Consider the following 21,534-nt stretch of genomic DNA (forward strand, 5'->3'; position numbering starts at 1 on the left):
CATGTAAAATAACGTAAAGTCATGGAATCGTGGTGATTGTTATCGTATTTTGGCAGCAGGAGGAATTAATTCATGCATAAAATCCTATTAGTTGATGACGATCGTGAACTCACGTCGCTGTTAAAAGAACTACTAGAAATGGAAGGTTTTAATGTTGTTATTGCCCATGATGGTGAACAGGCACTGCAACAAATAGACGCATCTATCGACCTATTATTACTCGATGTCATGATGCCGAAAAAAAATGGTATCGAAACATTAAAAGAACTACGCCAAATACATCAGACCCCGGTCATTATGTTAACGGCACGTGGCAGTGAGTTAGACAGAGTCCTTGGTCTTGAACTTGGGGCTGATGACTATTTAGCCAAACCATTTAATGACCGCGAATTAGTGGCACGTATACGCGCGTTATTAAGACGCTCTAATTGGAGTGAACAAACCCAAACAGATACCGGGAGCACCCCGATATTACAAGTCGATAAACTTCAATTAAATCCAGGTCGTCAAGAAGCGAGCTTTGATAATGAAATTCTCGATTTAACCGGTACTGAATTTACCTTATTGTACCTACTGGCACAGCATTTAGGGCAAGTTGTTTCGCGTGAGCATTTAAGCCAAGAAGTTCTCGGTAAACGTTTAACACCATTTGACCGTGCTATTGATATGCATATTTCTAATTTGCGCCGCAAATTACCTGAGCGCTCAGATGGCCTTTCCTGGTTTAAAACGCTAAGAGGTCGTGGATATTTAATGGTGTCAACAAATTAACCATCCCCCTTCCAGTGGAAGGGGTTTTTATTTTTAACGCCATTATTCTACATGCATTATTTAAAAATATTATATCAAGCCTAATTATTTACTGTGGCTCAGTAGCCAAACACAACCATTAATCGGCTCAGTCAACAGCTGTTTCAATACGCTGTCTTAGCAACAAGATGTTGGCTTCAACAATATAATTTCAATATAGGTATATAATACATATGCTTAAAATCACTGTTGTGGTTAGTTTAATATACACCGTCTACTCATTTAGCTTTAATCAGGCCGAATGTCTCGGGGGCAAATGATGATCAGCAGCCTAACCGCGAGAATTTTCGCTATTTTCTGGTTTACTTTAGCGCTAGTACTCATGCTGGTACTAATGGTGCCAAAACTTGATTCACGTCAGCTAACTAATCTATTAGAAAGTGAACAACGACAAGGTGAAATGCTAGAGCAACATATCGAGGCTGAACTAGCTCAAGCACCGTTAAATGATCTTTTATGGTGGCGACGAATTTCAACGGCTATTCAAAAATGGGCACCTCCCGGACAGCGATTAATTATTGTCACCAGTGAAGGTCGCGTTATCGGCGCCCTTCCTAGTGAAACCCAAGTGATCCGTAATTTTATTGGCCAATCTGATAATGCTGACTATCCCAAAAAGAAAAAATATGGCCGTGCTGAAATATTAGGTCCATTTTCAATTCGTGATGGTGAAGATCACTATCAACTCTATCTAGTACGCCCAGCAAATAGCCCGCAATCTGACTTTATCAACCTGCTCTTTGACCGACCCTTGCTGTTATTAATCGCGACAATGCTGATCAGTGCACCTCTATTACTATGGTTATCATGGAGTTTAGCTAAACCAGCTCGTAAATTAAAAATGGCAGCTGATGATGTCGCGAAAGGTAATCTGCGCCCACATCCAGAATTAGAATCCGGCCCTCAAGAATTTGTCTCCGCGGGCTACAGTTTTAATCAAATGATCAGTGCATTGGATGGTATGGTCAGTGCACAACAACGTTTGATTTCTGATATCTCTCATGAGCTAAGAACGCCGTTGACACGCTTACAATTAGCCACTGCATTATTGCGTCGTCGGCATGGGGAAAGTAGAGAGCTACAGCGTATAGAGACTGAAACGCTCCGTTTAGATAGTATGATCAATGATTTACTTGTGTTATCTCGTAGCCAGCATAAAAATGAAATCTTGCGTGAAAATATCACTGCTGATGATTTGTGGGGAGATATTTTAGCTGATGCTAGCTTTGAAGCTGAGCAAATGCATAAAACATTAGATGTGACCTCACCACCAGGACCGTGGTCAATTTATTGTAATCCATCGGCGATTGGTAGCGCGTTTGAAAATATCGTCCGTAATGCGTTACGCTACTCTAATACCCATATTGCGGTCGAATTTAAACAAAGCAATAGTGGCATTATGGTTACTGTCGATGATGATGGCCCTGGTGTTAGCCCCGAAGATCGCGAGCAAATATTTCGTCCATTCTACCGGACAGATGAAGCTCGAGACCGTGAATCAGGGGGGACAGGCTTAGGTCTCGCTATTGTAGAAACAGCAATATCTCAGCATAAAGGCTGGGTAAAAGCAGAAGATAGCCCTCTAGGAGGCTTACGATTAGTTATTTGGCTACCGGAGCATGGTCGATAATATTATCAATAACCTAGCTCAGAATATAGGCGATAAATAACTGCGCCATTATCTGTTAGACATTTATTAAACTGCATATAAAGTTACTGAAGAATAATTTCTCTTCAGTAACTTTATCGTTTTATTATTTTATACCAAAAAAAGAGTATATTTTTATATTTATGGCGAAAAAAACTAACATTAACTATCGACAATAGTTTTTTATACAAATTTAGATAGTAATACTTATATGATTACTTATTGTATGAGCTAATAACAAGATATCAATTTCATTTGATATTATTTGACAAATTTGATCCCATAGAGATTAAAAAAATAATGTTATTATCTTAATCACTATAATTTATCAGGAAATAAATCCTTATGATTGATAAATCTATACAGTAAAAATCAAAGATTTCATTATCTTTTACTTTATATTTGCTATGATTTATTACAATAAATAATTTAGTAGTTTTCCTTAATATAGATATACTCTACTCTCAAGTATCATTAGAAGAATATAAATTTATCCAACTTCATTATCTTTAATTGACCTGTTATTAAACTAATTAATACGGGGTTATTGACTTAAGTAAGCGGAAAAACGAATGAAAATATACAAATTGAACAAACTTGCACTCTTCGCTTTACTCGGAGCGATTAATAGTAGTGCAATCGCTAGTGGGCTGGTACTCCCTGATAATAACTTACGTAATGATTTAGCTTGGTTATCTGAGCGTAATGTTATTCAAATCAGTCTATCAACTTGGCCGCTTTCATCTCAAGAAATAACCCGTTCATTGGATAACGCCAATATCTCTAATGATGAACAAAAAAACGTTATACAGCGCATAAAACAACAACTTAATAGAAATAAAAATACCCTACAATTACAAACCTATCTTTCCTCTGGCCATCCATCAATGCCACAAGGCTTTGCTGATAGCGAATATAGCGACTTCCGTTATACCTTAGCAGGCAATTATAGTACTGATAACGTTGATTTAAATCTAAAAGCCAATGCAGAACGCGATCTTCGGGTAGAAAATGGTTCGGATTATAATCTCAATGGATCATACGGGGGCGTTAAAATTTGGAATCAATGGCTGGCCTTCGGTGAAATACCTCAATGGTGGGGTCCTGGCTATGATGGTAGCTTAATTCGAACTGATGCTGCTCGACCAGTTACCGGTTTTTTGATGCAACGTGCAGATCAAAGCCCATTTGATTCCAAATGGTTGTCTTGGATTGGTTCATGGCAATACCAATTAACTGCCGGGCAAATAAAACAATATCCCGTACAATCCGGTGTCAAGCTGCTCGGTTTACGAATGACCATGAATCCTACCGATTATCTTGAATTAGGCGGCTCTCGTGTAATGATGTGGTCCGGTGATGGGCGCCCATCCAATTGGAAATCGTTTTGGGATGCAACAACAGGTAGCTCAAATACCGGTGATGTCAAAAAAGATCCCGGCAATCAACTAGCTGGTTTTGATTTTAAATTAAAACTCTTTCCTCTTATTGAGCTTCCTCTAAGTGTTTATGGGCAATATATTGGCGAAGATGAAGCCGGTTATTTACCGTCCCATAATGCTTATATGGCAGGTATAGAAGGCCACCATTCTCTCTACGGCCAGCCATTAAATTGGTATATTGAAGGTGCCAATACCCGTACTGAATGGAGTAATAAGGGTGTGATGTATAGACATTTTGTTTATCACGCAGGATATTATCAACAAGGCTATCCATTAGGCCATGCGATGGGCGGTGATGGACGCATGATTTCCAGTAAAGTCGAATATACTTTAGATGATCATCAGCGCGTTAGTACCCGAGTAATGTACGCGACAGTTAATCCTCAAAGCCAATGGCAAAATAAAGCCTTTCCTAAAGATGATACTATCAAAGGAGTTGATGTTGGCTGGTGGTATAATTTCAATGACCGTGTAATTACTGACTCAAAAGTTTGGTTATCCAAAACAGATACTGATACACATAATGATGTCGGTGTCTCAGTTGCTGTCACCGTTCCTTTTAAATGGTAACCTATTGATAATAAATAAGACCGCAGTTTTATACTGTGGTCTTATTTAATCGCTCCAATTTTATTATCCCACGAGATTTACCAATAAAATCTCTAGCTAAGGTGTCAATACTCAAGATACTGGAAACTAATCCCGCATATTTATTAAAATTTACCTATTTATTAAAACTAATCAGTCTAATGTATATAATGTTGGCTATCTTATTTGAATAGACACTCATTTAAGATAATATTCGTTAAGTCATAAAATAAATTTTCTGCTATTATACTCAAATAAAAGTGCTGAAATAAAAGTACTAAAATAAAAAGTACTGAAAAAACGATAAGGATAAATCCTAAACTTCGATGCATTAAGAACCTGAGTATTACCATGCGATTAAGTCGAATTTTAAGCGCGGTATTATCTCATTCAATTGAATTGCCTAGATTAAGGTGATTAAAGTTCATCGGCCTGTTATGGAAATGCTTAAAACTAATTCCTTATCAACAATTTTGGTACTAAAAAGTTTTGCCATAAAACGCAATTTACGTCAGACTCTAGGCCACAAATGGGTTATATACCTTTTATTTGCCAATCGGCTAGAAAGGAATACCCCATACTGATTTATACGAATTTAGATAGATTAATACACTATTTAAGTTTTTTTATATTTAATTAAATGGATAATGAGTGTTTATGAAACGCCTTTCTGTTGCTGTCTTTATGCTAACTGCACTGACGGGCTGTACCGTCACCCCGGGTGTCTATATGTCAACAACGGGCAAGAATGTTGTTGATACTGGCGACCGTGATATTTCAAAATTTGTTGATATCTATCCTATATCGCCACAATTATTAGACGAACTGTATATTCCACACGATATTGCCAAACCTAATACTCTTTTAGAACAACAATTGGCAAGCTATGAATATCGTATTGGTGTCGGCGATGTCCTGAATATTACTGTTTGGGATCACCCTGAGTTAACTATTCCTGCCGGTTCATACCGTAGTGCTGCTGATTCTGGTAACTGGGTACATTCTGACGGTACTATTTATTACCCTTATATTGGTTCAGTCAACGTTATTGGTAAAACAGTCACTGAAATTCGCTCATTAATCAGTAACCGCTTGGCAACTTATATTGAATCACCACAAATCGACGTTAGTATTTCAGCGTTCCGCTCACAAAAAATGTATGTTTCTGGTGAAGTAGCTAAGCCAGGGACACTGCCAATCACTAACGTACCATTGACGGTATTAGAAGCATTTAATAATGCTGGTGGATTAACAGAAAAAGCCGATTGGGATAATGTGGTGCTCACACGTAATGGGCAAGAAATTAAAATTTCATTACAGTCCTTAGTTCAATATGGCGATCAAACTCAAAACTATCTGATGCTACCTGGCGATGTGCTTTATGTACCACGTAATGATGGACAAAAAGTGTTTGTAATGGGTGAAGTCGGCCAACCATCAACATTAACTATCGACCGTGCTGGAATGAGTATCACCGAAGCATTAAGTAAATCAAATGGTATTGATCAAAATACCGCGAATGCAACGGGTGTGTTTGTTATTCGCCCATTAAAAAATCAATCCTCCGGAGATAAACAGCTGGATGATTTATTACCGAAAAAAATGGCGGCTATCTATCAGTTAGATTTATCTGATGCCACCTCGTTAGTTATGGGTACTGAGTTTAGATTAAAACCTTACGATTTAGTCTATGTAACAGCTGCTCCAATCGTAAGATGGAACCGTCTGATTACTCAATTGTTACCGACCATCGCTGCCTATAATCAGTTAACTGAAGGTACTAAACGAATTAAAGATTGGTAATCGATTATATGTTTAACAATATATTAGTAGTTTGTATGGGCAATATCTGCCGTTCCCCTACCGGGGAGCGGTTACTGCAAAATCTATACCCAGACAAAAAAGTACACTCTGCAGGTATTATCGCTAAAAATGATATGCCTGCGTATGAGAGTACGATTCGGATTGCTCAACAGCATAATTTACCCTTGAATAACCATCAGTCGCGCCGTTTAACTAATGAACTCTGCCGTGAAGCTGACTTAATCTTGGTGATGGAAAATAGCCATATCGATAAGGTTCATGCCCAGTTTCCGGAAACCCGTGGTAAGGTGATGCTCTTCGGCCAATGGCTAAATAAAACAGAAATTCCCGATCCGCATAAACGCAGCGATGAAATGTTCGAGCATGTCTACCTTTTAATGGAAAAGGCCGCTCATCAATGGAAAGGCAAAATCTAGTCTGATTGCCTTTGCGCCTTTGTCCTTTTTTTATTGATATGATTAAATAACTATGAACACAACAAAATCACCTTCGACAGCAGCAGATGAAATTGATTTGCTCGCCTTATTTAAAGTTCTTAAATCCCATTATTTAATTATTGGGTTTGTAACACTGGTTTTTTTACTGCTTGGGGCAGCTTATAGCTTTTTAGCTACACCTATTTATCAAGCTAATGCCACCTTACAATTTGATAAGCAAAGCCAAGTATCATTTTTTGATCAAATGGGTGATTTATCCCCGTTTTCTGGTGGCGGAAATCAAGTTGATTCAGAAATTGAAGTCATCAAATCGCGTATGGTTTTAGGCAAAACAGTTACCGACCTTAACCTAGATACTCAAGTTTCAACCGATGGCTTCTTTAATAAACTGTGGGGCAATAATCCGCAGATCAATATTACTCATTATTCGATTCCAGATGCCTTAGTTGGCGAACCCGCTACTTTAACCTATCTTGGCGATAATCAATTTTCACTAAAATTAGACACTATTGTTTTAAAAGGAAAGATTGGCGAGTTAGTTCAGCATGATGATATCAGCCTATTAATATCTTCTATCGAAGCAGAAACTGGCGAAGAATTCACACTGACCAAAAACGGCCGTTACTCAACTATTGATGAACTGCGTAATACGCTTAATTTATCTGAAGTTGGTAAAGGGACCGGCATTATTAGCCTGACGATTAAAGGCGCGGATAAAACTGAAAATATAAGAATTTTAGACAGTATTATTCAAAACTATGTCGCACAAAATACTGATCGTAAAAAAGAAGTTACTAATAATACCTTAATTTTCCTCGATGATTATCTACCTAAAGTTAAAGCTAAACTGGATAATTATGAAAACCAGCTAAACACGTTCCGTAAAAAGAATGAATCTATTGATTTATCTTTAGAAGCTAAATCGGCGTTAGAAAGTGCGTTACAAGTTGAAGATAAACTTAATGAGTTAACCTTCAAAGAGATTGAAATCCAACAACTCTATACCCGTAATCACCCAGCTTACCAATCTCTGATTGATAAACGCCAAAAACTATTAAATGAAAAAGCGCTGATCAGTAAAAATATTCAAAAATTACCGAATACTCAACAACAGATTGTTCGTTTAACGCGTGATGTTGAATCTGAGCAAGCAATTTATAATCAGCTTGTAGGTAAGCAACAAGAACTCAGTGTGATGAACTCAGGGATTACTGCCGATGTTCGCGTGATTGACTCCGCAGAATCACAACCTCAGCCGGTTGCCCCGAAAAAATCATTAATTCTGGCGCTGTCACTGATCTTAGGCTTTATTATTGGTTGTGCGTATGTCATTGCCCGCGAACTATTTAATAATAAAATCAAAGGTACCGAAGATATTGATGCTCTAGGTGTCAACGTATATGCCACTATTCCATTTTCTAGTCATGAGAAAAAATTGATTATGAATGGAAATATGCAGCCACTAGCATTAGAGAACCCAGCAGATACCGCAGTAGAAGCCATTCGTTCATTACGTACCAGCGTATATTTCTCAGTAATGAATCAAGGCAATAATCTCGTGATGGTCACCAGTGCGTCACCGGGTGCAGGTAAAAGCTTTATCACCTCAAATATGGGGGTTGTTTTAGCCAATGCGGGTAAAAAAGTCCTGCTTATTGATACCGATTTACGTAAAGGTCGAATTCATAAAGCGTTTGGTTTAGATAACAAATTGGGTTTATCTGAGTATTTGTCACAAATGGACAGCAATAAACCCGTTATCCATCACAATGTAATCGAAAATCTTGATGTAATTTGTCGTGGTAAGAATGTCACTCATTCCTCTGAGCTGTTAATGAGCGAACGCTTTAAAGACATGTTAGATAATCTAAAATCACAATATGATATTGTCGTGATTGATACCGCACCAATACTTGCGATAACTGATGCTGCGGTGATTGGTAAATATGTCGGTACCTCATTATTAATTGCTTACTATGGTGTAAATACCGTCAAAGATATTGAGTTATCATTAAAACGCTTTAAACAAAATGATATCGAAATAACGGGTGTGATCTTGAATGGTATTGATGCAAGATCAGATGATTATAATTATGTTTATGAGTATTAATAATAGTCATTAATCCAATCGATAGCATTTTATCGGGTTTATTGCACTATTTGATAGACGGTTATTAAGCTATTCTCAGTCTCTCGAAAAATACCTATTTCACGGTTATCTTCTCGAGAGACTCTCTAGCCCTTGACCGTCTATCTGCAATATAACGACTTAAAGTAGCCACAAAAAATAGACTCGGGAAATTGATAATGAATAAAACAATGGTGTTAGTCACCGGTGGACTGGGCTTTATCGGTAGTCATACCTGTATTCAGATGATAGAACAAGGAATACAGCCTGTTATTTTAGATAATCTCTGTAATTCTAATCTGGAAGTTTTATCCCGCATTGAAACAATTACTGGCATCAGACCGATTTTTTATCAAGGTGATATCCGAGATAAAGCCTTAATTGATTCCATTTTTGCAGCTCATTCCATTGCCTCAGTCATTCATTTTGCTGGTTTAAAAGCTGTCGGTGAATCAGTAAGTAAACCTATTGAATATTATGATAATAATGTTAATGGTACGCTGGTTTTAGTACAGAGTATGCAGCAGGCCGGGATCAAAAGTTTAATCTTTAGCTCCTCTGCTACCGTCTATGGCGATCCAGAAGAAGTTCCATTAACTGAAAATTCTAAAGTGGGCGGGACCACCAATCCATACGGTACCAGTAAATATATGGTGGAACGAATTTTATCCGACCTACATATTGCGGAACAAGATTGGTCCATTACATTGTTACGCTACTTCAATCCAGTGGGAGCACATGCCTCTGGTTTGATGGGGGAAGACCCAAGCGGTATTCCTAATAATTTGACGCCGTATATCGCACAAGTTGCTGTAGGTCGCCGCGAAAAACTAACTGTTTTTGGTGCTGACTATCCGACAATCGATGGAACAGGTGTGCGTGATTATATCCATGTCATGGATTTAGCTGATGGCCATATTGCGGCGCTTAATAAAGTCAGCCAACAATCTGGACTGCATATTTATAACTTAGGTACCGGCAAAGGCACTAGCGTATTAGAAATGATCGCTGCGTTTGAGAAAGCGGCAGGTAAACCAATTCCATATCAACTGGCTGATCGTCGTCCAGGAGATATTGCCGAATGTTGGTCAAGCCCAGAAAAAGCATTGAACGATCTTGGTTGGAAAGCCAAATACTCGATTCAAGATATGGCTGATGATACTTGGCGTTGGCAACATAAGAATCCAAACGGCTATAACCCTCAATAATATAGCCAGTTATTATTCTCATTACCAAAATATCCCGTTAAAACCTAATTTAATGGGATATTTTTTATCGAATTTAATCAATGCAGCATAGCAACTTTCAGCGTAAAATCACCTTATTGTCGAACTCTAATTGATACGCAGGGTTTATCTCTGCCAGAAAATCTATGCTACATATCGTACTTTTCGAACCTGAAATTCCACCCAATACCGGAAATATTATTCGTCTTTGTGCTAATACTGGGTTTAGCTTGCACTTAATCCACCCATTAGGTTTTACATGGGATGATAAACGCTTACGCCGGGCTGGGCTTGATTATAGTGAATTTGCTGATATACATCACCATCATGATTATCAAGCATTTCTAACCAGTGAAGGGCTCAGCTCAGACAATGCTCAATCGTCTTCTGGGGCTCGTATTTTTGCACTAACAACGAAAGGTAAACCAAGCCACAGTAATGTGAATTATCGCGATGGGGATTACTTAATGTTTGGTCCAGAAACTCGCGGCTTGCCCCCTGATGTTTTAGATAACATGCCGATTGAACAAAAAATACGTATTCCTATGTTAGCCGATAGTCGCAGTATGAACTTATCTAATTCTGTTGCCGTGGTAGTATTTGAGGCATGGCGCCAGCTCGGTTATCCCGGAGCCATGCTGAGAGATTAACTGTAAAATTTATAGGTTTAGGCTTTATTTGTAACAATATGATTTATTGAATTAAATTCAGTATAAAAAAAGGCGCGGTATGTATTATTACACCGAGCCTTTTCATCAAAGATGACTGTTAGTTAATCAAAAACTAAATTCCATCACCATATTCAAAACCATAAATCATACCGTTAAAGTTTTGATCCATATCGAAAGATGGCTTATCACTATTTGGTTTACCCACAATACGCGCCGGAACACCTGCGACGGTGGTATGGGGAGGGACAGGATGTAATACGACTGAGCCCGCACCAATTTTAGCCCCCCGCCCAATCTCAATATTCCCCAGTATTTTTGCGCCGGCACCGATCATCACTCCTTCACGGACCTTAGGATGACGATCACCACAGGTTTTTCCTGTTCCACCTAATGTCACTGATTGTAAAATCGATACATCATTTTCAACAATAGCGGTCTCACCAATGACAATCCCGGTTGCATGATCCAACATAATGCCACAACCAATACGTGCTGCGGGGTGAATATCTACGCTAAAAGAGACTGAGATTTGATTTTGTAAATAGATAGCCAGCGCTTTACGCCCTTCGTTCCATAACCAGTGTCCAATACGATAAGCTTGTAGTGCATGGAAACCTTTTAGATAAAGAAATGGCGTTGAATATTGATCCACTGCGGGATCACGTAGGCGTACTGCAGATAAATCCATCGCGGCGGATATAATCATTTGCTCATCATGTTGATAAGCATCTTCAATAATCTCACGCACCGCGATAGCAGGCATGATAGGTGTGCTCAGCTTATTGGCTAACATATAGCTTAACGCATTACCGAGATTTTCATGTTTTAGCAGTGTCGCATGAAAAAAGCTGGCCAACATAGGCTCACAATCAGCAAGAGCTTTGCCTTCTTCTCTAATATGCGCCCATACTCTTTCCAGCTCTTCTCGCGACATAATATTTACCTGCTTAATAACCTGTTGGTGCTATTTTTGCTATAATATCTCAGTTATAACTGACTGATATTATTCCGGCTTTTGCATAAAATGCATATCAGCAATTTCATCTTTAGTTGCTCTACCGAGTAATGACTTAGCTGCTTCTAGGACATTTTTATGACAATACAGTATCTGATACAACTGTTCTGTAATTGGCATCTCGACACCAACACGCTCGGCTAATGCTTTGACTTCTTTAGTATTACGATAACCTTCAACTACTTGGCCAATATCTGCTTCAGCATCTTCAACACCGATACCTTTGCCTAACATCATACCGAAACGACGATTACGTGATTGATTATCCGTACAAGTTAACACTAAATCCCCAAGTCCCGCCATGCCCATAAAGGTCGAGGGATCAGCCCCCAATGCGGCACCTAAACGACTCATTTCCGCTAAGCCTCGCGTAATTAATGCCGTACGGGCATTTGCGCCAAATCCCATACCATCAGAAATTCCTGCACCAATAGCGATAACATTTTTGACTGCTCCGCCCAATTGCACACCGATGATGTCTGGATTTTTATAAACACGGAAACTTTTACCACAATGGAATAATTGCTGTAATTGCTCCCCAAACTCGGGATCAGTAGCTGCCACCGATATTGCTGTGGGTAATCCTGCGGCTAGTTCTTTCGCAAATGTTGGTCCTGATAACACAGCCAGTGGAATTTCATTGCCTAATACTTCACGAGCCACATCTTGTAACAGACGACCAGTATCACGTTCTAAACCTTTAGTGGCCCAAATAACTCGAGAATTCGACTGTAAAAAGGGTTTTATTTGTGTCAGTACATCACCAAAAACATGGCTTGGTACAACAATAAGAAGATTGTGACTGGCTTGAACTGCTTGTTTTAAATCAGTTTCAAGGGATAAATTATCAGGGAAGGAAACGCCAGGCAAAAAAGCCTGATTGCTCCTATCTTGTTGCAAGCGAGTAATATGGGCCGGGTCATGGCCCCATAATACGACTTGATGGCCATTACGCGCTAAAGTAATGGCTAAAGCGGTGCCGTACGAGCCGGCACCGACTACTGTCATTGAAGCAGTATTCATTAGTTTTCCTGTGGAACTTCACCTGTCTGCGCTTGAGCTTCCTGCTGTTGCAAGTAGTTCATAAATAACGCATCAAAGTTAACGGGGGCCAGATTTAGTTGTGGGAAAGTACCACGGCTAACTTGGCTAGTCACACATTCGCGAGCATATGGGAACAGGATATTCGGGCAATAAGCCCCTAAGCAATGAGCTAATTGTGTTCCTTCAATACCTTCAACGGAGAAAATACCTGCTTGCTGTACTTCACACAGAAAACCGGTTTCTTCACCCAGATTTGCCGTAACAGTTACACGCAGAACAACTTCATAAACACTATCCGCTAACAGAGTAGAAGAGGTATCCAGATCCAATTTAATTTCTGGTTGCCACTCTTTCTGGAAAATATGTGGAGCATTGGGTACTTCAAATGAAACATCTTTAGTATAAATACGCTGGATCTGAAATGCCATTTCTGGATTGTTTTGTTCTGACATAATAATTATTACCTTTTAACTTAACGTCCATATGAGTTTTGAGAATATCTACTCTACAATTCAAGAGGTAAGCTACTGATATAGCTTCACTATATCCGTCTATCCGCCGACAACTCAAAATGCAATAGAGACAAATTATTTCTTACCGCGAGCCAATGGTAAGTTGTCACCAGTCCAGCCCGAGATGCCATCTTTTAGAATGAAAATCTGTTCAAAGCCATGCTGAATCAATTGTTCTGCTGGCTTATTACCATCCATACCGGTTGCGGAAGCAATAATCACTGGTTTTTGCTTATATTTATCCAATTCACCTAAATTATTATCTTTAATTTCAGAAGGTGTTAGATTAATCGAATCAATGATATGCCCTTTACGGAAATCTTCGCGCGAACGCAGGTCTACCACCACAGCCTCTTGTTTGTTGATTAACTGAACCGCCTGACCACTAGTAATTACTTTTGATTTAGAGAACATTCCCTTAAAAGTTATTACAATCACGGCGACAAGCAACGCTACCCAAACTAGGCTCAATACCATATGTTGGCTAATAAATTGCATGATTTCTTGCATCATGGAGGGCAATCACTCCCGTAGGTTAAAATAGATATCAAAGGCTTCAGAGTATACCTTTGTGTCGGCTTAATTACAGCCAGTTAGCGCAAACTGTCGGTGTTTTTTTACAAAATAGTCCGCATAAATAGTTAAAAACAGGTTAAAATGCACAAAATTTTATCAGCAACATACTCTTTATTGCTCGATCACCACAAAAATAATTTTTATTATAGGGTACTGGGTGACTAAGTAATCCACAGATCAGAATAATCTCAATCTATTCATTTTCGCAATTAATTACAGTATGGCAATAAATAAAAACCTAGATATTTCATAGTAATAGACATATTCCTGTGGGCTAAAAAAGACATTCATCCTAGCTTAATAAAGTAAATCAGTGATAATGTTATAATATCGCTTAATTCAATAAGATAAATTAAAATTAAGCACGATTCGCTGGCTTCCAAAATTAAAATTAAGACGCCAAATGACGGCAATCTATTGTACTCAATGAGATCATCAGCCTCATGTTCATTCAAGGTGATAAATAAGAATGGCCACTAAAAAATTTCACCGGATGCCATTTATCCGCTCCTCCCTTATGTCGGTAGTGCTGGCCAGCAGTCTATTGTCTTTATCCGCCCCTTTGAGCTTTGCGGCAAATCAAATGGGTGAAAATAAAGATCAATTACAAAACCTACTGCAAAATATTGCGGCTAAAGAAAAGAGTGTCAAAGAACAGCAAACTAAACGAGCAAATCTACTCCAGCAATTACAACAGCAAGAGCAGAGTATTTCTGCGGCCAGTCGCAGTTTGCACGGGTTACAAAATCAATTAGAGCAATTAAATAAAGAAATAAATAGCTTAAATTCCAGTATCAAACGATTGCAACAACAAAAATCGGCACATGAAAAATTATTAGCACAACAACTCGATGCCGCCTTCCGACAAGGTAGACACCAAGGACTTGAGCTATTATTTAAAGGTGAAGAGGGCGCTAGAGAAGAGCGAGTTTTGGCTTATTACAATTATCTCAACCAAGCGCGAGAAAAAACAATTATCGAGCTACAAAATACCAGTGATGAGCTCAAGCAGCAAAAGTTGCTCGAGCAACAAAAACAGGCTGAACAGAAAAAAGCATTAGCTAAACAACAACAAGAAAAACGTAAACTGGATAATGCACAATTAGCCCGTAAGCAAACGTTAGTCGCTCTCGAAAGTGCCCTGAAAGAAGATCAAAAAAATCTGTTGGTGATGAAGCAAAATGAAAGTCGTCTGCGCGATAAAATCGCCCGTGCAGAACGTGAAGCCAAAGCGCGAGCAGAAAAAGAAGCCAAAGAAGCGGCTCGTATTCGAGCTCAAGTTGCTGAAAAAGAACGTAAAGCCAAAAAAACAGGTTCAAGTTATAAGCCAAATGAAAGCGAACGTTCATTAATGGCTCGTACCGGAGGCCTTGGACGACCAGCAGGACAAGCAATATGGCCTGTTCGTGGACAAGCCTTACATAACTACGGTGATGCTATTTCTGGCGAATTACGCTGGAAAGGGATGGTGATTGGTGCCAATGAAGGAACCCAAGTTAAAGCGATTGCCGATGGCCGGGTTCTGTTAGCAGATTGGCTTCAAGGCTATGGCCTAGTCGTCGTTATTGAGCATGGTAAAGGCGATATGAGCCTCTATGGCTACAACCAAAGTGCTTTAGTAAATGTCGGGCAAGAAGTACGCGCAGGTCAGCCAATTGCGTTAGTTGGAAGCAGTGGAGGGCAAGAAAAACCCGCACTCTATTTTGAAATTCGACGCCAAGGAAAAACCGTTAACCCTCGACCTTGGCTGGGGAGATAAAGATGTTAATATGCCGGCCTCACAAACTAGTTACAGTCGTTATGCTATTTATAATTAGTTTTTCGGCCAGTGCAGCACGATTAGCCATCGTTATTGATGACTTTGGCTATCGAGTAAAAGAAGATAATCAAATCTTAGCATTACCCGTTGGGGTCTCTATTGCTATATTGCCCGATTCCCCACATGGACAACAAGTTGCGCAAAAAGCCTATCAGCAAGGACGTGAAATATTAATTCACATGCCGATGAAACCGCTCAGCAAGCAACCGCTCGAAAATAATACCCTTGCGCCATCAATGAGTAGTGATGAAGTTAATCGTATTATCCGCAAAGCCATCAGCCAAGTGCCTCACGCTAAAGGGATGAACAATCATATGGGCAGTGAAATGACCTCTAGCCTCCCCGGTATGATTAATGTGATGCGAGCGTTATCACACTATAACCTCTATTTTTTAGACAGTGTTACGATAGGTAATACCCAAGCGGGTAAAGCCGCTAGTCAGTTTGCTGTCCCTAATGTACGTCGCAATATTTTTCTCGATAATACCCAATCAGAGGCAGAAACTAACGCTCAATTAAATAAAGCGATTGCTTATGCTCGCAAGCATGGCAGTGCAATAGCAATTGGCCACCCTCATCCATCGACAGTCAGAGCGCTACAGAAACAATTACCTCAATTACCAGCAGATATAGAGCTCGTGGCTGTCAGCGCATTATTTACACCGGGGATAACTCACCATATTATTCCCGAGAAAAAAGTAGATTTATCGACAAAAAACCAACCGCCTACAGAGAAAACATCCCAGAAAACGATGGGGAAAATCCAGCATCAGCTTAAGCAATGTGCGGTCTCTATCGATTCAGAAACAAGACAAGGTATTGATTTTTTAATGTTTATTACTGAGGCTATTTATCAAGATCCACAATTACAGCCATTATTAAAAGATCATAATCCCCCTCTATTTAACGTAACATCCAAAAATAAATAATCCATGCCAGTCAAGCATAGCCAGATAATAATGTCTGGCTATTTTATTTTAGCACCAAGAATCGCCCAACCAACTATCATGCAACTACGCGGTTAATCCTATTAGTAGTGCTGTCGCCAAAGCCGTTAAATGTTATGATAAGCCACAATATAGAATTAAATTATCTCTATTATACTTCCTGTAATCGGGTAATTTCATGCTTACTCCCCCGATAGTAACTTGAAGTGTTTAGGATAAAATCGTTAACTCATTTGAGGTATTCCCAATGATTATTGTCACCGGCGGCGCTGGATTTATTGGCAGCAACATTATAAAAGCACTAAATGATGAAGGCCGTACCGATATTTTGGTCGTTGATAACCTAAAAGATGGTACTAAATTTGCCAACTTAGTCGATTTAGATATTGGCGATTACGTCGATAAAGAAGATTTTATCGCGAGCATTATCGCAGGCGATGACTTTGGTGATGTTGAAGCCGTTTTCCATCAAGGTGCTTGCTCTTCCACCACTGAGTGGGACGGTAAGTATATGATGGATAATAACTATCAATATTCAAAAGAGTTATTACATTATTGCTTAGATAGAGAAATACCTTTTCTGTATGCCTCATCAGCCGCAACCTACGGCGGACGCAGCGATAATTTTATCGAGCAACGCCAATACGAACAGCCATTAAATGTTTATGGCTACTCTAAATTTTTATTCGACCAATATGTACGCGAAATATTGCCAGAAGCAAATTCACCGGTATGTGGTTTCCGCTATTTTAATGTATATGGTCCAAGAGAAGGCCACAAAGGCAGTATGGCTAGTGTCGCTTTCCATTTAAATACGCAAATTAATCAAGGCCAAAATCCAAAATTATTCGAAGGCAGTGAACAATTCCAACGCGACTTTATCTATGTTGGCGATGTAGCCACTGTTAATTTGTGGTGTTGGAAACATAAAATCTCAGGAATTTATAATTGTGGAACCGGTCGCGCTGAATCTTTCCAAGCCGTAGCGGATGCTGTAATTGCTTATCATCAAGATAAAGAACTATCTATTGAACACATTGATTTCCCAGAAAAACTTAAAGGCCGTTATCAAAGTTTTACTCAAGCAGATTTAACCAATCTAAGAGCAACAGGCTATGACGCTCCATTTAAAACGGTCGCGGAAGGCGTTGCTGAATATATGGCTTGGTTAAATAAATAAGGTAATTAATTAATATTTTATGAAAATATTGGTGATCGGACCCTCTTGGGTGGGAGATATGATGATGTCTCAAAGCCTTTATCGCAGCTTAAAGGCTTTACACCCACACGCAGAAATCGATGTGATGGCACCAGCATGGTGTCGCCCTTTACTCGCAAAAATGCCCGAAGTTCGTCAGGCAATTTCAATGCCACTGGGTCACGGAACATTAGGAATTGGTGAACGTCGCCGTTTGGGGATTGAGCTGCGTGCAGAGCAGTACGATCACGCTTATATTTTACCTAACTCATTTAAATCCGCGCTGGTTCCTTGGTTTGCAAACATACCCCGCCGAACAGGTTGGCGAGGCGAAATGCGCTATGGATTATTAAATGATCTGCGTATTTTAGACAAAAATGCATTTCCGCTAATGGTTCAACGCTATATCGCGTTAGCGTATCCCGCAGACCAAATAACCTCAGCGGCCTGTTTGCCACAACCGTTGTTATGGCCAAAGCTACAGGTTACTGAAGACGAAATTACTAAAACTCGTGAGAACTTCGGTCTTTCTGAACAACGCCCCATTATTGGATTTTGTCCTGGCGCCGAATTTGGCCCAGCCAAACGTTGGCCTCATTACCATTATGCCAATCTAGCGCAAACTTTAATCACAGAAAAAGGTTATCAAATATTACTATTTGGTTCAGACAAAGATGCCCCCGTTGGCGACGATATACGTCAATCTCTCTCGGATGATGCGCAACAGTATTGTTATAATCTGGCAGGTAAAACTTCACTAGAACAAGCCGTTAATCTTATCGCTGGCTGTAATGCAGTGATCAGTAATGATTCAGGACTGATGCATATTGCAGCTGCACTCGATAGACCACTGGTTGCACTTTATGGCCCAAGTAGTCCTGATTTCACCCCACCATTATCTAATAAAGCGCAGGTAATCCGGCTCATTACTGGTTACCATAAAGTACGTAAAGGGGACGGGGACAGCGGTTATCATCAAAGTTTAATCGATATAAAACCCGAACTGGTGCTAAACGCACTGAATAAATTATCCGTAGGACAAGCCGATTAATGCGCGTTTTATTAGTCAAAACCTCATCTATGGGTGATGTTTTACATACTCTACCAGCACTGACCGATGCGCAGCAGCAACTGCCTAATATTCGTTTTGATTGGGTAGTCGAAGAAGGTTTTGCGCAAATTCCTAGTTGGCATCAAGCGGTTGATCAAGTGATCCCCGTCGCTATACGCCGTTGGCGTAAAAACTGGTTTTCTGCACCGATAAGGGCAGAACGGGCCGAATTCCGTCATTTACTACAACAACAGAACTATGCCGCCGTTATTGATGCGCAAGGATTATTGAAAAGTGCATTCTTAGTCACTCGTTTAGCGCATGGGCCTAAACATGGTTATGATGGCAAAAGTGTGCGTGAGCCACTCGCCAGTTTATTCTATGATTATCGTCATCACGTTAATAAACAACAACATGCAGTAGAGCGCATTCGCCAATTGTTTGCTCTAAGTTTAGGCTATCCATTACCTGAAATAAAAGGTGATTACAGTATCGCCAAGCATTTTTTATCACCAAAAATAGAATACCCAGAAACTGATTATTTAATTTTTCTACATGCAACGACCCGCGATGATAAACATTGGTCAGAAGATAACTGGCGGGAACTTATCTCGTTAATGGCACCCAGTGGATTAAAAATTAAATTACCTTGGGGAGCTGAGCATGAATATCAGCGCGCATTGAGGCTGGCTAAAGGGTTTCCTTTTGTCGAAGTGTTACCGAAATTAACCCTCGCAGAAGTCGCCCAACAAATAGCTAATGCTAAAGCAGTAGTCTCTGTCGATACTGGTCTCAGCCATCTAACGGCCGCACTGGATAAACCCAATATCACCTTATTTGGCCCTACGGATCCAGGTTTAATCGGTGGATATGGAAAAGCGCAATATTCATTAAAAGCGCCCGATAATAAAATAAATTCAATAACAGCCAATCAAGTACTTACTAAGTTAATATCTCATATCTAAGAAATAGCAGCTAATATTTATCGGCTGCTATTTCTAATATTATTTTTTTGTCGCAACTGAATCTGGTGCAATAAAGCCAAAGCACATCGTTTTTATCGGAGCGTTAGGATCTGAGCGATATATAACATCTTCTTTTTCAATTGAAAACTGTGGCCAAAACTTTTGTACTCGAGAAAAATTCTCATGTTCGCAATCATCATATTTATTACCTAATAATAACGCACCATGCTGACGAATTTCTGCTTCAGTAATATCTCGATTATAAATATTCGGCGGCATATGGTCTTCAAGCGTCCAAGGCTGAATGACATGGGGATGATCAGAAGCATATATAATAAACCACTGATATAAGTTATCTTCTCCGCCAACGTATTTTAATGGCTGACCATATTTATCGTGCCAACGTTGTTGACCTTCTGCAGTTAACGTTTTAATCCCTATAAATTTTTGCCCCGCCCCACGAACATTGGCAATCATCACCACACAGTACCCAACAAAAACTAAGATCCCAATAACAGCTAAGCTAATTAATGGACGGCGTAATGATTTTTGAGGATATTGAATAATAGAACCCACCAATAACGGCGCGCAGACTATCACAAATGGCTGTAACCATTCGGTGATCCTTCCTCCATCATGGAAAGAAAACCAACCATAAATTATCGCCAAGGGAAACAGAACAATAAAGTTAACCAAACGGTTAGGCTGTTGTTTAGGCCAGCCAAATCGTCCGCCGGCGAAATACAGAATAATTGCTGCAATAATTAAAGGATAAAATACTGACAGAGCAGCTTGAGTGGTATGAAGATTAAATCCCGGAGCTATCTGTGAATCCACCCATTTAAAAGCAGAGAAATCAGTGGCCATTAACCAGAAAAAATTAGGTAAAACTAATGCAAACCACAAAATAAGCGCGACATAAAAAATTGGTTGTCGATAACATTGACGCACTGATTTCACAAATAAGGTTAATAAAAAAACTGAGCCAACTAAGGCTAATGTTGAATATTTCCCCATCGTTGCCAGTGCAGAGCACAGAGAAAATAATAACCACCATGCGGGGTTATCATAAACGGCACGTATAAAGGCATAAATAATCCATGCCCAAAAAGTGACTAAAATATAATTATCATTGTACGGAATAATGTCGAAATTAATTATTCCAGAAAGATTCAGGATTAATAATGCAAACCAAGCTAAATCTTTTCGCTGGGTCAAGCGATAAGATAAATGCCAAACCCCAAGCATGCCGATAGCAATACCGAAGAAATGAATAAAATACCAATAAAAATCAAAAGGAAGTGAGAGATGAATGGCTGGCCACATCACAAAACCTACGAACCACGGATTTTTAGGAGAGCCCCATTCACCATTAATTCCCCAATTAACCGCTTCAACAGCATCATAGGGAACGGTAGGATCGAGATAATAGCTTCCAAGCGTCCAGAGAATGGCATAAGCCATCACCCATAAATACAGGAAACCATTTGAATTCTGCTTATTCAATTCAGGCATATTTTTTACTATATATTTAAAGGATTAATGTGACTAATGCCTTTATCCAGACTGGCGTAAAGTCATACGAATGAGGGATTCTACTATAGTTTACCGAGGATAATAAGTCAGATCAGGA

18 protein-coding genes are annotated in these 21,534 nt (G+C 39.5%); 13 read left to right on the forward strand and 5 right to left on the reverse strand.

The annotated features are described in order from the left end of the window. The first annotated feature begins 72 nt into the window (after positions 1 to 72). The 8 genes from cpxR (at position 73) to trmL (ending at position 10,753) form a co-directional block, all read left to right on the forward strand. Positions 73 to 771, forward strand: a complete 699-nt coding sequence (gene cpxR, locus M992_RS02690; protein ID WP_047255833.1) for an envelope stress response regulator transcription factor CpxR — start codon at positions 73 to 75, stop codon at positions 769 to 771. A 298-nt stretch (positions 772 to 1,069) separates the two neighbouring features. Next, on the forward strand, positions 1,070 to 2,440 hold the full coding sequence (gene cpxA / locus M992_RS02695) for an envelope stress sensor histidine kinase CpxA (protein ID WP_053907219.1): 1,371 nt from the start codon (positions 1,070 to 1,072) through the stop codon (positions 2,438 to 2,440). A gap of 590 nt (positions 2,441 to 3,030) precedes the next feature. Continuing rightward, positions 3,031 to 4,470 carry a capsule assembly Wzi family protein gene (locus M992_RS02700; protein WP_053907220.1) on the forward strand — a complete coding sequence of 480 codons (1,440 nt, stop codon included), beginning with the start codon at positions 3,031 to 3,033 and terminating at the stop codon, positions 4,468 to 4,470. A 675-nt stretch (positions 4,471 to 5,145) separates the two neighbouring features. Continuing rightward, the gene (locus M992_RS02705) at positions 5,146 to 6,291 is read left to right on the forward strand and encodes a polysaccharide export protein (protein WP_053907221.1); all 1,146 of its coding nucleotides are present in this window, start codon (positions 5,146 to 5,148) and stop codon (positions 6,289 to 6,291) included. 8 nt (positions 6,292 to 6,299) lie between these two features. After that, positions 6,300 to 6,728, forward strand: coding sequence for an arsenate reductase/protein-tyrosine-phosphatase family protein (locus M992_RS02710; RefSeq protein ID WP_053907222.1), 429 nt, complete (start codon positions 6,300 to 6,302; stop codon positions 6,726 to 6,728). A gap of 52 nt (positions 6,729 to 6,780) precedes the next feature. Continuing rightward, on the forward strand, positions 6,781 to 8,859 hold the full coding sequence (locus M992_RS02715; RefSeq protein WP_053907223.1) for a polysaccharide biosynthesis tyrosine autokinase: 2,079 nt from the start codon (positions 6,781 to 6,783) through the stop codon (positions 8,857 to 8,859). 197 nt (positions 8,860 to 9,056) lie between these two features. Then, complete coding sequence (gene galE / locus M992_RS02720; RefSeq protein ID WP_047255839.1) at positions 9,057 to 10,085, forward strand: UDP-glucose 4-epimerase GalE; 1,029 nt, start codon at positions 9,057 to 9,059, stop codon at positions 10,083 to 10,085. A gap of 164 nt (positions 10,086 to 10,249) precedes the next feature. Next, positions 10,250 to 10,753 (forward strand): tRNA (uridine(34)/cytosine(34)/5-carboxymethylaminomethyluridine(34)-2'-O)-methyltransferase TrmL, encoded by a 504-nt coding sequence (gene trmL / locus M992_RS02725; RefSeq protein WP_047255840.1) that lies wholly within the window; start codon positions 10,250 to 10,252, stop codon positions 10,751 to 10,753. A gap of 133 nt (positions 10,754 to 10,886) precedes the next feature. Here trmL and cysE read toward each other — a convergent pair whose 3' ends face one another. The 4 genes from cysE to M992_RS02745 form a co-directional block, all read right to left on the reverse strand. Further along, a complete protein-coding gene (gene cysE, locus M992_RS02730) occupies positions 10,887 to 11,708 on the reverse strand; it encodes a serine O-acetyltransferase (protein ID WP_047255841.1) in 822 nt (273 codons plus the stop codon). A gap of 69 nt (positions 11,709 to 11,777) precedes the next feature. Beyond that, the gene (gene gpsA, locus M992_RS02735; RefSeq protein ID WP_047255842.1) at positions 11,778 to 12,812 is read right to left on the reverse strand and encodes an NAD(P)H-dependent glycerol-3-phosphate dehydrogenase; all 1,035 of its coding nucleotides are present in this window, start codon (positions 12,810 to 12,812) and stop codon (positions 11,778 to 11,780) included. Continuing rightward, the gene (secB, locus tag M992_RS02740; protein WP_047255843.1) at positions 12,812 to 13,285 is read right to left on the reverse strand and encodes a protein-export chaperone SecB; all 474 of its coding nucleotides are present in this window, start codon (positions 13,283 to 13,285) and stop codon (positions 12,812 to 12,814) included. Before secB ends, gpsA begins: the two co-directional genes overlap by 1 nt. A gap of 135 nt (positions 13,286 to 13,420) precedes the next feature. Then, positions 13,421 to 13,858, reverse strand: coding sequence for a rhodanese-like domain-containing protein (locus M992_RS02745; protein ID WP_047255844.1), 438 nt, complete (start codon positions 13,856 to 13,858; stop codon positions 13,421 to 13,423). Between the two features lie 580 nt (positions 13,859 to 14,438). Here M992_RS02745 and envC point away from each other — a divergent pair. From envC to rfaC, 5 genes are all read left to right on the forward strand, one after another. Beyond that, the gene (gene envC, locus M992_RS02750) at positions 14,439 to 15,680 is read left to right on the forward strand and encodes a murein hydrolase activator EnvC (protein ID WP_248842477.1); all 1,242 of its coding nucleotides are present in this window, start codon (positions 14,439 to 14,441) and stop codon (positions 15,678 to 15,680) included. Between the two features lie 2 nt (positions 15,681 to 15,682). Next, positions 15,683 to 16,669, forward strand: a complete 987-nt coding sequence (locus M992_RS02755; RefSeq protein WP_053907225.1) for a divergent polysaccharide deacetylase family protein — start codon at positions 15,683 to 15,685, stop codon at positions 16,667 to 16,669. Positions 16,670 to 16,934: 265 nt separating this feature from the next. After that, positions 16,935 to 17,867 (forward strand): ADP-glyceromanno-heptose 6-epimerase, encoded by a 933-nt coding sequence (rfaD, locus tag M992_RS02760; RefSeq protein ID WP_053907226.1) that lies wholly within the window; start codon positions 16,935 to 16,937, stop codon positions 17,865 to 17,867. A gap of 19 nt (positions 17,868 to 17,886) precedes the next feature. Next, positions 17,887 to 18,936 (forward strand): ADP-heptose--LPS heptosyltransferase RfaF, encoded by a 1,050-nt coding sequence (gene rfaF, locus M992_RS02765; protein ID WP_053907227.1) that lies wholly within the window; start codon positions 17,887 to 17,889, stop codon positions 18,934 to 18,936. Next, positions 18,936 to 19,901: a lipopolysaccharide heptosyltransferase RfaC gene (rfaC, locus tag M992_RS02770; RefSeq protein ID WP_053907228.1), complete on the forward strand. Its 966-nt coding sequence runs from the start codon at positions 18,936 to 18,938 to the stop codon at positions 19,899 to 19,901. Before rfaF ends, rfaC begins: the two co-directional genes overlap by 1 nt. Positions 19,902 to 19,940: 39 nt before the next feature. Here rfaC and M992_RS02775 read toward each other — a convergent pair whose 3' ends face one another. Next, entirely contained in the window at positions 19,941 to 21,416 is a 1,476-nt protein-coding gene (locus tag M992_RS02775) for an ArnT family glycosyltransferase (RefSeq protein ID WP_053907229.1), read from the reverse strand. Between the last annotated feature and the right edge of the window lie 118 nt (positions 21,417 to 21,534).

Origin of the sequence: Moellerella wisconsensis ATCC 35017, from assembly GCF_001294465.1 — a bacterium.
In the GTDB taxonomy this organism is placed as follows: domain Bacteria; phylum Pseudomonadota; class Gammaproteobacteria; order Enterobacterales; family Enterobacteriaceae; genus Moellerella; species Moellerella wisconsensis.